Source organism: Bradyrhizobium sp. SZCCHNRI20481 (assembly GCF_032485055.1).
Classification (GTDB): Bacteria; Pseudomonadota; Alphaproteobacteria; order Rhizobiales; family Xanthobacteraceae; genus Bradyrhizobium.
In genome coordinates this window covers 93,285-108,838 of record NZ_JAUEUE010000006.1, presented here as the reverse complement: position 1 = coordinate 108,838, position 15,554 = coordinate 93,285, and the positions used below count along the sequence as shown (strand labels likewise).

General features: G+C 66.1%; 12 protein-coding genes and 1 pseudogene. 4 read left to right on the top strand and 9 right to left on the bottom strand.

The window, feature by feature from the left end; translation table 11 throughout:
• Nucleotides 1-25: 25 nt before the first annotated feature.
• Nucleotides 26-2,878: a preprotein translocase subunit SecA gene (gene secA, locus QX132_RS11305; protein ID WP_316161183.1), complete on the top strand. Its 2,853-nt coding sequence runs from the start codon at nt 26-28 to the stop codon at nt 2,876-2,878.
• A 154-nt stretch (nt 2,879-3,032) separates the two neighbouring features.
• Here the strand turns inward: secA and QX132_RS11300 are convergent, their stop codons facing one another.
• Both QX132_RS11300 and QX132_RS11295 read right to left on the bottom strand, forming a co-directional pair.
• Entirely contained in the window at nt 3,033-3,467 is a 435-nt protein-coding gene (locus QX132_RS11300) for a hypothetical protein (RefSeq protein WP_315775699.1), read from the bottom strand.
• A 244-nt stretch (nt 3,468-3,711) separates the two neighbouring features.
• Nucleotides 3,712-5,010, bottom strand: a complete 1,299-nt coding sequence (locus tag QX132_RS11295) for a flavin-dependent oxidoreductase (RefSeq protein WP_316161181.1) — start codon at nt 5,008-5,010, stop codon at nt 3,712-3,714.
• Between the two features lie 274 nt (nt 5,011-5,284).
• Here QX132_RS11295 and QX132_RS11290 point away from each other — a divergent pair.
• A pseudogene (locus QX132_RS11290) lies at nt 5,285-6,247 on the top strand (glycerophosphodiester phosphodiesterase).
• A 135-nt stretch (nt 6,248-6,382) separates the two neighbouring features.
• Here the strand turns inward: QX132_RS11290 and QX132_RS11285 are convergent.
• The 3 genes from QX132_RS11285 to QX132_RS11275 form a co-directional block, all read right to left on the bottom strand.
• Nucleotides 6,383-6,892: a GNAT family N-acetyltransferase gene (locus QX132_RS11285; RefSeq protein WP_315775696.1), complete on the bottom strand. Its 510-nt coding sequence runs from the start codon at nt 6,890-6,892 to the stop codon at nt 6,383-6,385.
• 62 nt (nt 6,893-6,954) lie between these two features.
• Nucleotides 6,955-8,862 (bottom strand): acyl-CoA synthetase, encoded by a 1,908-nt coding sequence (locus tag QX132_RS11280; protein WP_316161180.1) that lies wholly within the window; start codon nt 8,860-8,862, stop codon nt 6,955-6,957.
• Nucleotides 8,863-9,213: 351 nt separating this feature from the next.
• Entirely contained in the window at nt 9,214-9,657 is a 444-nt protein-coding gene (locus QX132_RS11275; protein ID WP_315735215.1) for a MarR family winged helix-turn-helix transcriptional regulator, read from the bottom strand.
• A 185-nt stretch (nt 9,658-9,842) separates the two neighbouring features.
• Here QX132_RS11275 and QX132_RS11270 point away from each other — a divergent pair, with 185 nt between their 5' ends.
• Complete coding sequence (locus QX132_RS11270; protein WP_316161179.1) at nt 9,843-11,024, top strand: substrate-binding domain-containing protein; 1,182 nt, start codon at nt 9,843-9,845, stop codon at nt 11,022-11,024.
• A 125-nt stretch (nt 11,025-11,149) separates the two neighbouring features.
• Here the strand turns inward: QX132_RS11270 and QX132_RS11265 are convergent, their stop codons facing one another.
• Complete coding sequence (locus QX132_RS11265) at nt 11,150-11,272, bottom strand: hypothetical protein (RefSeq protein ID WP_315775693.1); 123 nt, start codon at nt 11,270-11,272, stop codon at nt 11,150-11,152.
• Nucleotides 11,273-11,444: 172 nt separating this feature from the next.
• Here QX132_RS11265 and QX132_RS11260 point away from each other — a divergent pair, with 172 nt between their 5' ends.
• Nucleotides 11,445-12,335: a hypothetical protein gene (locus tag QX132_RS11260; protein WP_316161177.1), complete on the top strand. Its 891-nt coding sequence runs from the start codon at nt 11,445-11,447 to the stop codon at nt 12,333-12,335.
• A gap of 57 nt (nt 12,336-12,392) precedes the next feature.
• Here QX132_RS11260 and QX132_RS11255 read toward each other — a convergent pair whose 3' ends face one another.
• The 3 genes from QX132_RS11255 to QX132_RS11245 all read right to left on the bottom strand — a co-directional run bounded on the left by QX132_RS11255 (nt 12,393) and on the right by QX132_RS11245 (nt 15,138).
• The gene (locus QX132_RS11255; RefSeq protein WP_316161175.1) at nt 12,393-13,712 is read right to left on the bottom strand and encodes a hypothetical protein; all 1,320 of its coding nucleotides are present in this window, start codon (nt 13,710-13,712) and stop codon (nt 12,393-12,395) included.
• 264 nt (nt 13,713-13,976) lie between these two features.
• Nucleotides 13,977-14,684 carry a class I SAM-dependent methyltransferase gene (locus QX132_RS11250; protein ID WP_315783317.1) on the bottom strand — a complete coding sequence of 236 codons (708 nt, stop codon included), beginning with the start codon at nt 14,682-14,684 and terminating at the stop codon, nt 13,977-13,979.
• Entirely contained in the window at nt 14,674-15,138 is a 465-nt protein-coding gene (locus QX132_RS11245) for an Rrf2 family transcriptional regulator (RefSeq protein ID WP_315783315.1), read from the bottom strand. Before QX132_RS11245 ends, QX132_RS11250 begins: the two co-directional genes overlap by 11 nt.
• Between the last annotated feature and the right edge of the window lie 416 nt (nt 15,139-15,554).

Here is a 15,554-nt window from a genome sequence, read left to right as displayed (position 1 = left end):
GACCCATAGAGGCAGGATTTCAGCAATGATCGGCGCGCTCGCCCGTAAGCTATTCGGCTCCGCCAACGACCGTCGCGTCAAGGGCTATCAGTCCCGTGTCAACGCCATCAATGCGCTGGAGCCGGAGCTCGCAAACCTGACCGACGAGCAGCTCAAGGCGCGCACCGAGGAGTTCAAGAAGCAGCTCGCCGAGGGCAAGACGCTCGACGACATCCTGGTCCCGGCCTTCGCCACCGTCCGCGAGGCCTCCAAGCGCACCCTCGGCCAGCGCCATTTCGACGTCCAGCTGATCGGCGGCATGGTGCTTCACGAGGGCGACATCGCCGAGATGAAGACCGGCGAAGGCAAGACGCTGGTGGCGACGCTCGCGGTCTACCTGAATGCGCTGGCCGGCAAGGGCGTCCACGTCGTGACGGTGAACGACTACCTTGCCCGCCGCGACGCCGGCTGGATGAGCCAGATCTACGGCTTCCTCGGCCTGACCACAGGTGTGATCGTGCACGGCCTCGACGATGCCGAGCGCAAGGCGGCCTATGCCTGCGACATCACCTACGGCACCAACAACGAATACGGCTTCGACTATCTGCGCGACAACATGAAGTACCGCCTGGAGGACATGGTCCAGCGCGGACACTTCTTCGCGATCGTCGACGAGGTGGACTCCATCCTGATCGATGAAGCGCGCACGCCGCTGATCATCTCCGGCCCGCTCGACGACCGCTCGGAGTTCTACAACACCATCGACACCTTCGTGCCGAAGCTCGACAAGTCCGACTACGAGGTCGACGAGAAGCAGCGCACGGTGACGCTCACCGAAGCCGGCATGGAGAAGATCGAGACCCTGCTGCGCGATGCCGGCCAGCTCAAGGGCGAGTCGCTCTACGACGTCGAGAACGTCTCCGTCGTCCACCACATCAACCAGGCGCTGCGCGCGCACACGCTGTTCACGCGCGACAAGGACTACATCGTCCGCGACGGCGAGGTCGTGATCATCGACGAGTTCACCGGCCGCATGATGCCGGGCCGGCGCTATTCCGAAGGCCTGCACCAGGCGCTCGAGGCCAAGGAGCACCAGCCGGTGCAGCCCGAGAACCAGACGCTGGCCTCGATCACGTTCCAGAACTACTTCCGCATGTATGCCAAGCTCGCCGGCATGACCGGCACGGCCGCCACCGAGGCCGACGAGCTGTTCGACATCTACAAGCTCGAGGTGCTGGAGATCCCGACCAACCTGCCGGTCGCACGTCTTGACGAGGACGACGAGGTCTACCGCACCCAGCAGGAGAAATACGCCGCGATCCTGGCCGAGATCGAGCGGGCGAACTCCCGGTTGCAGCCGGTGCTGGTCGGCACCGCCTCGATCGAGAAGTCGGAAGTGCTGGCCGCCTATCTCAAGCAGCACGGCTACAAGCAGATCGACTTCGGCAGCGAGCGGGCGCTCGACAAGCTCTATGCGGCGGCCCGCGCCGGCAAGCCGGCCAAGCTGTTCGCGGTGCTGAACGCGCGCTTCCACGAGCAGGAGGCCTATATCGTGGCCGAAGCCGGCGTGCCCGGCGCGATCACGATCGCGACCAACATGGCCGGCCGCGGCACCGACATCAAGCTCGGCGGCTCGCTCGAGATGCGCCTGCAGCAGGAGACCGCCGGGATCACCGACGAGGCCGAGAAGGCCGCCAAGATCGAGCAGATCAAGGCCGACATCGCCCGCTTCCGCGAGATCGTGCTGAAGGCCGAGGAGACCGTCGAGATCGAGCCCGCCAAGGGCTCCAAGCCGGCCAAGACCGTGACCAAGCCCGGCGGCCTCTACATCATCGGCTCCGAGCGCCACGAATCCCGCCGCATCGACAACCAGCTGCGCGGCCGCTCCGGCCGCCAGGGCGATCCCGGCCGCTCGAAGTTCTTCCTGTCGCTGGAAGACGATCTGATGCGGATCTTCGGCTCCGACCGGCTCGACAGCATGCTGACCCGCCTCGGCCTCAAGGAAGGCGAGGCCATCATCCACCCCTGGATCAACAAGGCGCTGGAGAAGGCGCAGCAGAAGGTCGAGGCGCGCAACTTCGACATCCGCAAGAACCTCCTGAAGTTCGACAACGTCCAGAACGACCAGCGCAAGGTGATCTTCGACCAGCGCGTCGAGCTGATGCAGGACGAGAGCGTGGTCGAGACGATCACCGACATGCGTCACGCCTTCATCGACGACCTCGTCGCCAAGCACGTGCCCGAGCATGCCTATGCCGAGCAGTGGGACGTCGCCGGCCTGAAGGAGGAGCTGAAGCGTGTGCTCGACATCGACCTGCCGGTCGACGAGTGGGCGAAGGAAGAGGGCATCGCCGACGAGGAGCTGCTCAAGCGCATCGAGACCCATGCCGACGAGCGCATGGCCGCCAAGGTCGCGCAATGGGGCCCCGACGTGATGCGCTACGTCGAGAAGACCATCCTGCTGCAGACGCTCGACCACCTCTGGCGCGAGCACTTGGTGATGCTCGACCATCTGCGCCAGGTCATCGGCCTGCGAGGCTACGGCCAGCGCGATCCGCTGCAGGAGTACAAGTCGGAAGCCTTCACGCTGTTCGAGGCCATGATCGCGCATCTGCGCGAGGCGGTCACCGCGCAACTGATGCGCGTCGAGATCGTGCCGCCGGAGGAGCAGCAGCCGGTGCTGCCGCCGATGCAGGCGCACCACGTCGATCCGAACACCGGTGAGGACGAAATGGCCTTCGCCAACGTCTCCGTGGTGCCGTCCTCCGGCGTCGCTCCGGTCCCGGCCGAAGCGCGTAACCCGAACGACCCCACCACCTGGGGCAAGATCGGCCGCAACGAGGACTGCCCCTGCGGCTCGGGGAAGAAGTACAAGCACTGCCACGGCAGGTACGCTTAAGCGCGGACTGAGGCCGTCTCTCCATCGTCATTGCGAGCGCAAGCGAAGCAATTTCAGAGTCTCGCAATCAGCTCTGGATTGCTTAGCAACGCTCGCGTTGACGAATAATTCGTTCTGGGTTGGAATGGATGTCGAAGCCTGCCTAAGGAATGCGTCATAAGCCCTTGTGAAGGGCCACGAGTAGCGATGCGGCAGCAACCATCAGCGAGATTATTGAAGTAAGAGCTGCGATCCTGAGGGCGGAAGCTTGTTGGGTCTGCTGAGCTGCCTTCTCTGAAACCAAACGAAGAAGAGCGAATAGATCTTCAGTATTGAGCGGGGGGCGTTCCTGCTCTTCGTCAGCAACGACGAATCGAGAATGTCTCAAATGAAGTGAGTAGAGCGGTTCTCCATGATCTCGCGACACGCCTCTCGACTCTCGAAAGAGCCCTTTGAAGGTCCTTAACACACCGCGCACCGCATCGACATTCTCTATCGATAGATCTTTCGCAATGCCTTTCGGTTGGCGAGCTGGCCACTTGTTCACTGCAAGATGGGTGACTACCGCCATTAAAGTTTCGTAGTTCGCCGCGTAGTCGGGTCGTTGCATGATCCGTCAACTCACCAAAGAAGATTACAGAGGCCTCCGCCGAATATTGGCGGAGGGAGTCCGATCGCTGGAATACTGTGCAGTGGGGTCCTGCGGAGCTTGACTTGCCGGCCAACCGTTGGGTCCCAATCAATGCTGCGATCTACACTGCCATAAACTCTAACTCTGCCAGCAACAAGTCATGGAAGGTCAACAGTCGCGCTGCTGCGTCGCGTGCTTGCTCGTGGCATCAGCTGAGTTCGGATCAGGCGGCCTTCACCACCTCAACGCGCGCGCCTTCCGCAATCGTCCGCGGCGCCGCGTTCAACTGCTCGATGGCGAATCCCGCGGCCTTCTTGTAACCGGCCATGAACGCCTCGCGCTCGGCCGGTGGGATGACGTCGTCGATGTTGGTGAAGGTGCCGCCGCAGCGCTCGTCGACCAGGTTGAGCAGGCCGAACGGGCCGGCGCCGCGGTTGCGCAGGATGACTTGCGAGATCGGGCCGCACAGCTTGTCGTCATAGGCCGCGAGCGCGGCTGGCGTGACGCCGTGCGCCAGCAGCGAGGCGCCGAGCACGCGGGCGTCGACGATGGCCTGGCTGGCGCCGTTGGAGCCGGTCGGATACATCGCATGCGCGGCGTCTCCCATCAGCGCCACCGGGCCGTCGACCCAGGTCGGCACCGGATCGCGGTCGATCATCGGGTTCTCATAGGCGCCGTCGGCGCCGGCGATCAGCGCGGGCACGTCGAGCCAGTCATAGGTCCAGCCGGCGAAATGATGCGCGAACTCCTTGACTGGCACCTGGCGGAACCAGCCGGTCTGCTTCCAGCCCTCGGTGTTGTCCATCGTGACTTCCGCGATCCAGTTGATCAGCGCCAGCCCCGTTTTCGGGTCGGGATGCGAGATCGGATAGACCACGACGCGGTGGCGATGGGTGCCGAGGCCGACGAAGGACGATCCCGTGCGCATCGGCTTCGCCCAGGTCACGCCGCGCCACATCACGGCGCCGCCCCAATGGATCGGCGGCTGGCTGGGATGCATCTGGGCGCGCACCGCCGAGTGGATGCCATCGGCGCCGATCAGCAGCCGCCCGCGCGTCTCGATGCGCGATCCATCGGCATGCTCGATGCGGGCCGTTACCGATCCGTCCGAGTTCTTCTCGTAGCCCGCAACGCGGCTGCCGAGCCGCACGCTTCCAGCGCCGGCGCGTTCCACCAGCCGGCTGTACAGCAGCATGTGCAGCTTGCCGCGATGCACGGCATATTGCGGCCAGTCATAGCCGGCGAGCAGGCCGCGCGGCTCGGAATAGATGTCGTTGCCATTCAGCCCGACCAGCGCCCATTCGCGCGCGGGCACGCCGACCTGGTCGAGATCGTCGGCCGAGATGCCGAGGTCATACAATTCCCGCACCGCGTTGGGCTGCAGATTGATGCCGACCCCGAGCGGCCGCATCTCGCGCACGCTCTCGTAGACGATGCAGGGCACGCCGATCTGCTGCAATGTGAGTGCGGTCGCGAGGCCGCCGATGCCGCCGCCGGCGATGAGGACAGGAAGGTCGGTCATGGGCATGGTCCGTCGCACGTGAACTCGAAAGCAGAACGCGAAAGGAGGGGCAAAGGGATGCAGGCACGGCGCTGCTGCGCGTGCGGATCGCCTCCCTTCGATCCGTCCTTGGCCAGCGTTGTCGGCTGGTCCGATGGTGAAAGGCCTAGTTCAGATGCCCGGCGGAGACAAGGGGAATGGGCATTCCGCGCGGCCGTGGTAGGCTGGTGCCATGCACCGTCCCACCCTGTTCCTCACCGCCGCTCTGTTGCTGCTCGAGCTTGCGAGCCCTGCCATGGCCTTTGACATCGAGGCCCATCGCGGCGGGCGTGCGCTGTATCCGGAGAACACGCTGCAGGCCTTCAAGATGTCTCTGGCCTTTCATGTCGACACGCTCGAGCTCGATGTCGGCGTCACGAAGGACGGCGTGCTGGTGGTCTCGCATGAGCGACGGCTCAATCCTGATCTCGCCCGCTCCCCCGATGGCAACTACGTTGCGCCGCCGGGGCCGCTGCTGATCGATCTGCCGCTTGCGGAGGTGCAGTCCTACGATGTCGGCCAGATCCGTCCCGGCAGCGACTACGCCAGGCAGTTTCCCGAGCAGCAGGTGATCTCCGGGGACGTCCCGCCGCCGCGCATTCCGACCCTGAAGCAGGTCATCGATCTCGTCAGGGGCTCGGGCAAGGATCGCGTGCGCCTCAACATCGAGACCAAGCTCGATCCAGCGCTTCCCAATGAAGCGCCGGACCCCGAGCGGTTCGTATCCCTGCTGCTCGGCCTGATCGAGGCCGAGCACTTCACCGACCGGGTCATGATCCAGTCGTTCGACTGGCGCACCTTGCAACTGGTGTAGCAGCGCGCGCCAAGGATCTCCACCGTCTATCTGTCACGGCACAGCGGCAAGACGCCCACGGTGTCGCCGACCGAGGCGACGCGCTGGACCGCGGGCTTCAACCCCGCCGATCACGGCGGCTCGCTGCCGCGGACGATTCACGCGGCCGGCGGCAAGGTGTGGTCGCCCTTTTTTACCGATGTCACGCCGGAGCTGATTGCCGAGGCGCATGCGCTTGGCCTGGAGGTCGTGGTCTGGACGGTCAATAAGCCCGCGGACATGGCGCAACTGATCGATGACGGCGTCGACGGCATCATCTCCGACCGGCCGGATGTGCTGCGCAGGGTTGCTGCCGACAAGGGGGTGGCAAATCCGACAGGCGAGCTGCGGCTGCAATCGACGAAGCCAAAGGCGCATCCGGAGTAGCGGAGCCGAGAGTTCTCACGCGTCGGGGTGAGGCGCCGCCGCGCGGGGGATACTTTGTTGTCCGATCTTTCGTCACTCCCCCTGACTGCACGTTCGATGCATCCGGACACCCAAGCACCGTTCGGGTCAGCCTGGTCAAGCCACCAGCCGTTTGGTCATGAAGAGGCTGAGCGGATCGAGTCGGTAGATCCCGAACGGCCCGCAATCCTGATAGCCGGAGCTGCGATAGAGCTGGATCGCCTGCGGCTGTCTGATGCCCACTTCGAGGCTTACGCGGCCAAGCCCGCGACCTTGGGCCTCGTCTTCCAATGTCATGAGGAGCCTGCGTCCGAGCCCACAGCCGCGGGCGGTTTCGCGGACGAACAATCGCTTGATCTCGGCATGTCCTGGGCCAATGAGCCGAAGGGCGATCGATCCGAGCAGCGTCCCGTCACGGCGGGCGGCAAAAAATGCGGCTCCGGGCACCGAGAGCGCGTGGGCATCGACGGGATGATTGCTTTCAGCAGGGTATAGCGTCCGCAGATAGGCATTGGCCTCCGCGATGAGGTCGGCGACATCAGCCTGTCTGGCATCTTCGATCGCGATGGTGATGTCGGTTGGGTTCATCGTCTCTGGCCTGGCAAACGTGACGAAACGCGTCAGCATCGTGCCAGAGCACCACCGTCCCGATCAAATGCCGAGACGGCTGTCTCACGCCGAATCGCGGCTCACCCCATCACCACCTCGTGCCGGATCACGAACGGCGCCAGCAAGGTGTGCACCTCGTTCTCGACCGCCTCGCGGGTCTCCGCAGGCACGTTGCGCAACGTCACCGTCGCGATGCTGCCGTGGCTGCCGTGCGGGCCGACCTTCACACTGCAATCGATGCCGCGGTCGGTGACCTGCGACAGCACCTTGGTGAACACGCGCGTCGCCGCGTCCCAGCGCAGCTGCGGCTTGAACACCTTGCCCACGCCCGTCACCGGCATCGGATCGATCGGGATGATCTGCACCGGCACTGCGGCGCGCTCCGGCGTGCGGGCGCGTACCCAGTCCTCCAGCTCGCCCGGCTGCACGGCGGCGCCCGGCTTGAGCTGGACATAACCGATCGGCAGCTCGCCGGCATAGGCGTCGGGTTGGCCGACCACGGCGGCGAAGCCGACCGAGGGATGCTGAAACAAAATCTCCTCGATCGGCGCCGGATCGATGTTGTGGCCGCCGCGGATCACGAGGTCCTTGGCGCGGCCGGTGATCCAGAGGAAGCCGTCGGCGTCGAGCCGGCCGAGATCGCCGGAATTGACCCAACGGCCGTCGACGAAGGCGCCCTTGTTGTGGGTATCGTCGAGATACCCTGAGAACACGCCCGGCCCGGCCATGATGACGACGCCGATCTCATCCGCCGCGCAGTCGCGCTCGTAGCGCCCGTCGGCATCGAGCTTGACGATGCGCACCTGCGCATAGGGCAGCGGCAGGCCGACCGAGCCGAGCCGGATCGGCTGGTCCGGATAGGCCATGGTGTGCACGCTCGCAGTCTCGGTCATGCCATAGACTTCGATCACCGGCAGCTTCAGCTTGTCCATGATCGCCTGTCCGACCGCGACAGGGATGGCCGAGCCGCCGCCCGCGGCATAGCGCAGGCTGGAGATGTCGGCCGCGCCTTGCGGCACCGCCAGCGTCGCCGCCAGCACCGTCGGCACGCTCGACAGCGTCTCCGGCTTGAAGCGCTCGACCAGGCCCCAGATGTTGCGCACCGCATTCGGGTTGCGCCAGCCGGCACCGGAGAGCACGACGAGGCTGCCGCCCGCGGAGAGGGTCTGCAGCGCCTGCGTCAGTGATCCCCCGACATGGAATAGCGGCATGCCGAACAGCAGCGTCCCGCCGGGCTTGGCTTTCAGGACCAGGTTGATGCCCCAGGCCTGGTAGACTTGGTTGCCATGGCTGTGCCGCACCAGCTTCGGCGTGCCGGTGGTGCCGCCGGTGTGGAAATAGGCCGCGGTATCGCTGGCCTTGATCTGCCGGCCGCTGACGAGGTGATCGCCCGGCTGCGGCTTGATCAGGTCGTTGAAGGCGTGGATGCCGTTCGCCGGATCACCGCCGCCGCCATGGACCTGCACGATCGCCTTGAGGTGTTTGAGGCTGCCTCGGACCTTCTCGACCTTCTGCCAGATGTCGGTGCCGGGCAGGGGGCCCAGCGCCACCAGCACCTTGGTCCTGGCGGCATCGAGAATCTCGGCGATCTGGTGCGGCTCCAGCAGCGGGTTGACCGGGTTCGCGATCCCGGCGGCCTCCGCGCCGAACAGCGTCACGAAGGCGTCGGGCACCAGGGGCAGCATGAAGCTGACGACATCGTTGGGGCCGACGCCGAGCGCATGAAACATGTTCGCGGCCTGCGTCACCCTGGCGACGAAGTCGCGATAGGAGATCACGACCGGCGCGTCGGCCGGGTCGGCATTCTGCAGAAACTGGATCGCCGGCGCGTCCGGATTGGCGGACGCCCCACATTTGAGCGCCTCATAGGTGCTCTGCGCCGCGATCCGTTCGCTGTACGGCGTCTGCTCGAAGGCGCGGATGTCAGCCGTGCTGGCGAATGTCGGATAGTCGCTGCCAATGGCGCGATCGAGCAAATGAATGCCCATGGCCTGTCCTCCCTCTGGCGTGTCCTCGTCCGGCCGGACGACGGGTCCAACCGGGATCGCGCGCGGGCTCTGTTGGCGGCCCGTTCGTCGCGATCGTCACAGGACAGGATGAGGGAGGATTCGTCTTGCGTCTATCCCGGCGTTGCCGGGGCGAGCAGACACATTTGCCGCAGGCGGGATGCGGTAGGGTGGGCAAAGGCGCGTCCACCGGTGCTGCTCCGCGGTATGCAGTCAACGCGCCGTGCCCACCGTCCATCGGCGTGCTCGGTGTGCAATGGTGGGCACGGCGCGAGAGTCAGTCTTAGTCAAATCAGTAGCTCGGCGCGCCTTTGCCCACCCTACAGCAGCCGCTCAGCTCGCCGCGTCGATCAGATTCTCCAGCAGCCGCTTCAGCTCGCCGGTGGCCTTGTCGCCGTAATTCTCCAGGATGTGCGCCTCCTGGCTGGCGGCGAGCGAGTTCAGCCGCTTGCACAGCGCCTTGCCATGATCGCTGATGAACATCAGCACCTTGCGGCGGTCATGGGCGTCCTGGCGGCGGTAGACCAGCGAGTCCGACACCATGCGGTCGATCATCTTGGTCAGGGTCGGGTGGTTCAGCAGCACCGCGTCGGCGAGATCGCCCATCGAGTGCCCCTCGCCGTCCGAGAGCACCTTGAGGATGCGCCACTGCTCGACGGGCACGCCCTCGGTGCTCAGGCGCGACTCCAACTGCCGGTTGATCTCCCGGTTGGCTTGCGCGAGCAGGTAGGCGAGATGCTCGGTGAGGGGGGTGTTGGGATGGGGCGGTTTGGCCACGGTGAATTTCGCTTGCGGTCCCGACTTGAATGAATGTCCGGCAGTTGCTGCCCGATCTATATGCATCCCAATTCTTGAACATTCAACATTTTCGAATAGGATATTTGCCGAACACGTGCTGATTTTGACGGCGTATGACCGCCGGTCCACAATGGGCCAGACACGGTTGCGGCCAAGGAGTGGGTGTGCTCTCGACAGGATCTGTCACGGCCGGGCGTCTCCGTCTGCCGCCATCCCTGCTGTTCAGGAGCCCGCCCCGGCGGGCCGGCCTTCCCGCACTCGCCCCGTTCGATCCTGACCGTCTCCAGCGGCGCGGCTCCCAGAACAGGCTGCGCATCGGCAATTTCCTTACCTTCTCCGGCTCGCCCGGCATCTGGGGGCCGGCCGCGACCAACAGCGCGCTGCTCGCGGTGTCCGAGATCAACCGCCGCGGCGGCATCCTCGGGCGCGAGATCGAGTTGTCGTTCTACGATTCCGGCGGGCCGGTGGACGAGGTGACCGATCGTGCCAGGGACGCGCTCGAATTCGGCGACATCGACGTCGTCATGGGCTCGCATATCAGCGCCGTCAGGCTGGCGCTGCGCCGGCTCACGCGCGGCCGCACCCCTTATGTGTATACGCCGGTCTATGAAGGCGGCGAGCGCACGCCCGGCGTGATGGCGATCGGCGAGACGCCGCACAGCCAGACCCGCCCCGCGATCCACTGGCTGGCGGAGAACAAGCGCGCCCGGCGCTGGTATCTGATCGGCAGCGACTACGTCTGGCCCTGGCAGTCCCACCTTCAGACCAAGACCTACATCACCGAGGCCGGCGGCCAGGTGGTCGGCGAGGAGTTCGTGCCGGTCGGCGAGGATGATCACGAGGCGCATCTGGCGCGCATCCGCGCCGCCAGGCCTGATGTCGTGCTGATCTCGCTGATCGGCACCGACAGCATCACCTTCAATCGCGCTTTCGGCGAGTCCGGCCTCGCCGCGACCACCCTGCGTCTCGCCGGCGCGGTGGACGAAACGGTGCTGCTCGGCATCGGCGCCGACAACACCGAGAACCTGTATTCGGCCTCCGGCTATTTCAGTTGCATCGGCTCCAAGGCCAATGACGCGTTCATGAGCCGCTACACCGCGATGTTCGGCGCCGATGCGCCGCCGGTCGGATCGGTCGGCCAGTCGAACTACGAGGGCCTGCGCTTCCTGAAGGCGGCCGCCGAGCGCGCCGGCTCGCTGTCGCTGCGACCGCTCGCCGCCGCCGGCCGCAACATCGTCTATTCCGGCGCGCGCGGCGAGGTGACGATCCGCCAGGGCCGTGCCGGCATGGCGATGCATCTCGCCGCGGCTGACGGGCTCGATTTCAAGATCATCCGGACGTTCTGAGTAACGCTGCGCCGAGCTTGGCCGGGCTGCGTGCCGCGGTCACCCTCCAGGGGAGGGTGAGCCATCACATTCGCGGCCGCCTGTTCAGTTCAGCCGCAAGGCAATCACGATGACAAGATCTGCCGTCACGCGGCCGCAGCCTTCCTGGCCTGCACGTCGACGGCAGCCGCCGGCGTACCTCCGACCAAACGAATCATCCTGCTGATGGCCTCCTGCAGCATCGGCTTGCCGAAATCGTCCATCGCCACGGTGACGCCGATCGCCTTCGGGTTCCTGCAAGGAACTCGGGCAACTCCCAACGCCGGCCGCAGGGCTCGCCGGCACACGGCCTTTTGCGCCCCCAGTGGCCGGAACGGGTTGCCGCTCCGTGACGGAATTAATACGATCGGATGTCAGTCACATGAAAGTTGGAGTGCCCGGATGCGTGCGCAGTCGCGAGCCCTGTCGAACCCGGTCGGTCTGTGGTGGGCCATGCTGACGCTCGTCAGCCTCGCCAACATCGTGTTCTGGTTCATCCTGTACCGCCAGCTCAACGGCGGCAGCAATACCCTGGGCCAGGCTTCCCAGACCGGTTCGATGCTGGTGCTATCGGCGGCCTATGTGTTCGGCTGCGCCTTCCGCTCGGTGCTGCCGCGCGCCGACGTGCAGCGCATCTGTCTGGTCGACAGCTGGCTGTCGAGCGTGTTCGTCGGCCGCACCGTGGCGACCATCGCCGAGATCGCCTTCGCGGCGCAATGGGCCATCATCCTGGCGCAGCTCGGCGCGATCGCGGATGCCGAGACCGCGGTCAACATGGCCCGCATCATCGTGCCGCTGATCGTCGTTGCCGAGATCTGTTCCTGGTATGCGGTCGTCACCAGGAATTTCCTCTACAACGCGATCGAGAACTCGCTGTGGGCGGTGGCCTTCCTGTTCGTCGGCATCGGCCTCGGCCGGCTGCTGCCGGAGTTCGACGGCCTGGTGCGCAGCCTTCTGATCGCGGGCCTCGTCGGCGTCGCCTGCTATCTCGCCTTCCTCGTCGTGATCGATGTCCCGATGTATGTGAAGCGCTGGCGCATCGAGCGCGCCGCCGGCACGCCGCTGCTGCATCCGCTCGTCGGCCTGCGCGACTCCGCGACGCGCTGGACCGTCACCCACGAGTTCGAGCACTGGAAGGAAGAGATCGCCTGGATGTCGCTGTATTTCAGCGCCGCTGTCTGGGGCTCGCTGGCGCTGTGTGCGCTCTCGGCGATGAACGATCAGCCGCATGATCGCGCGCAGGCGATCGGCGCGCCGCCGGCCATCGTCCAGCACGCCGCCGATCGGTCCTGACGCGACATCCCGCCGTGACGGTCACGGCGGGATGCCTGCCGGCTGAGCGCCGGTGTCTCAGCCATGCATCGCGAAGTGATGCGAATCGTCCATCTGGACGATGTGGCTGTAGTCGGCGTGCGGCGCGTCGTGCACGGCCACCGGCGCGTGGTCGAAATTCGGCGGCACGATGCCGGTGTTGCCCGCATGGCCATGGTCGCCGAAATTGTCGACGATGATCGGGTTGTGCGACGAGCCCTCGCCGTGCAACGGGCCGGGGAAGCCGGGGCCGGGGCCCTGGCCGCCCTGGACGTTGTCGCCGGACTGATGGATCGCCTGCGCGATCGAGTCCCAGAACCCGCCATGGCTGCCGCCGTCCTGTCCCGCATGAGCGATCTGGATGCTGCCGTCGCTGCGCAGGCCGTCCTGGGCCAGCTTGAAGACGTCGCCGATCGCCGCGCCGAGATCGCCATGGCTGAGGTCGTTGACCAGCGAGCCCAGGTCGTGGCCGATCGCGTCGAGCTGCTGACCCAGCGAGTGGCTCAGCTCGCCGGCGGTCTGCGCCAGCCCGTTGAGGCCTTCGCCGACGAAATGGCCGACGCCATCGACGATGCCGGTGCCGACCGCATCGGCGCCGTGGGCGATGCCGGAGATCGCCTCGCCGATCGGTCCGCCGATCAGGTGGCCTGCCGCCGACGCCGTGTCGGTGACCACGCCGATTGCGCCGTCGGCCACCGCCACGCCGGCGTCGAAGCCGCCCTTCACCACCGCGCCTGCGGCGTCCAGTGCGTCCATTCCGACCTCGCCGGCCGTTCCGACGATGGTGCCGGCCATGCCGAGCGCGCCGTGGCCGACTGCGCCGGCCGCCTCCAGCCCGGCCTCGCCGAGGCCGACCGCGGTGTGTGCGAGGTCGCCGGCGACGTCGAGGGCGCCATGCGCCACGTCGCCCCCGACCTTGAGTCCGCCATCGACGATGTCGCCGCCTATATGCTTCACGTCATTGATGGCGCCGTCGATGTCGCCGTGCACCAGATGGCCCACCCCGGACGCCACGTCGCCGGCGACGTTGATCCCGGTATGGAGGACGTCGCCGCCGACATGGACCACGGTCGAGGCCACGTCGCCGACGGTGTGAAGCAGGCCGCCGCCGATCGCCTCGGCACCGTGCCCGATCGCGCCGAGTACGCCGCCCACGGTATGGATGGCCTCGCCGCCGAGCGCGCCGATGCCATGCACCACGCTGCCCACGGCATGGGCCGCATCGCCGGCGACGTGCTCGACCGTATCGACCACGGCGCCCGCCGCACCGCCGACCGCACCCGCCACATCCTTCGCGACGTCCTTCACGTCGTCCACGGCGGAACTGACGGCATCTCCGATATCATCCCAAAAGCTCATGACCTGCTCCTCTCGGTTGCGTCACCTCGCCTCGGGTGACGGCGCCGTTTGTCGCAGATCGCGGCCCCGCGCTCCGTGCGCGACGTCACGCAAGCTGAGACGTGGCAGGGCTCCGGTGCCGAAGCCTGTCCGTAAGCCGCGTCATCCACCTCTTCGGGGGTCGCAGGGAGGGACATGCGTGGATGCCGGCGCAGGCCGGGCAACTAATTAGCAGGCCCTGATCGCGATCGTTCAGGGGGCATCAGTGTGATGCTCAGCGGCGGTTCAGGCGTGGCCGATCCAGCCATGCCAGGTCAGCGCTGTGAAGAATGGACGAGCATCGCGAAAGCCGCCGTCACGCAGGATGGCTTCATCCTCCCCTGGGCTCAGCATGTTGACGCTGGCATCGACGGTCGCGCGCATCGTCCTGGCCTGCTCGGGGTCTGTGCCGGACGCAACGGCATAGGCCGCGTACCGATCCAGCCACAGCGACCTCTCGACCGGCTCGTTGGGCAGGCAGCTATGGGCCACCACGAAAGGCGCTCCAGGGCGGAGCCGGTCGTGCACGGCGCGGACTGTCCGCAAACGTTCCGATGCTGCCAGAAAATGCAGCGTCAGCAGGCATGTCGCCGCGTCAAACGGGCCGGCCGGCGCGTCGTCGATGGTGCCCTCGATCAGTTCGACCCGGCTCGTCCGCGTGCCGAGCGTGCGTTCGGCGAGTCGCAGCATCTGCGGCGCCGGATCGACGCCGACGAAGGTCCACGATGGTTGCGCTTCCGCCAACGCGTTGAGCTCGAGCCCGCCGCCCGCGCCCAGCACGAGCACCCTCGCATGTTCGGGCGCACGCTCGGCCAGCAGGACCGCCGTCATGCGGTGCAGCCCGTCGAGACCGGGCACGAAGCGCCGCGGACCATCCGTGTAGCGCGCGACGAATTCGGGATCGGAAAACGCGCGGATGAACTGCTGGGCGCCGTCGGCGATGTCAGCCGGCATGACAAATGTCTCCTTTGCGGGGTCGCTTGCGTCGTTCGAGGCGGTCGTGGAAATCAGCGCTCAGCGCCGCCAGCGTGATGGCGCCGAGACGGGACAGCAGCAAGGTCTCGGCGGCCCGGATGGAGGTGTCGAGCGCCGCATTGACCGCCTGCTCGACGAGGCAGTCGGGAGTCTCGCTCCGATGGCCGATGGCGAACAGCGATGGACGCCCGAGTGAATCATAGACGTCGCGCAGGGTGACGGTCGCCAGATCGCAGGCGAGCGTCCAGCCGCCGCCATGGCCTTTCTCGGAGCGCACATAGCCGCTGTCCCGGAGGCCCGCCATGATTCTGCGGATCACGACCGGATTGGTCTGCATCATCGATGCGAGGGCCTCGGACGTGACCGGACCGTCGTGCTCCGCCATGTGGAGCAGGACGTGCAGGATGCCGGACAGCTGGCTGTTGGATCTCATGTAACTTTTAATATGACATGATATTCCAGCCGTCAACCGGCCGGCTTGGCCATGAAGGCTTGGGCGACGACGCTAGCGCCTCTGCCCGTCGGGCGATTCGGTCCTGCGTCCCGCGTGCGGCGGGCGGGTCCATGCCTCGCAGCGATGAGAAACGCGCTGCGCGTAAAAACTGAATTTTCCTGCGCGTTCAAGCTGATTTGGGCTGTCCAGTCCCGTTAGCAAAAATATGCCGCTTCTCGTTTTCGGAATTTCGTGATTTATTCCGTTCGTCCCGCCTCATCGACGAGGGGCGCTGCGCGGTCGTCACGAAGCGTGGAGTGCGGGATGCGATGGGCGGGCCGGTTTGCAGCGTGATCATTCGCGCGGACGAACAACATCGGCTCGCACGGTCAAGTCGCGTGGGTGCGCCCCGAAGG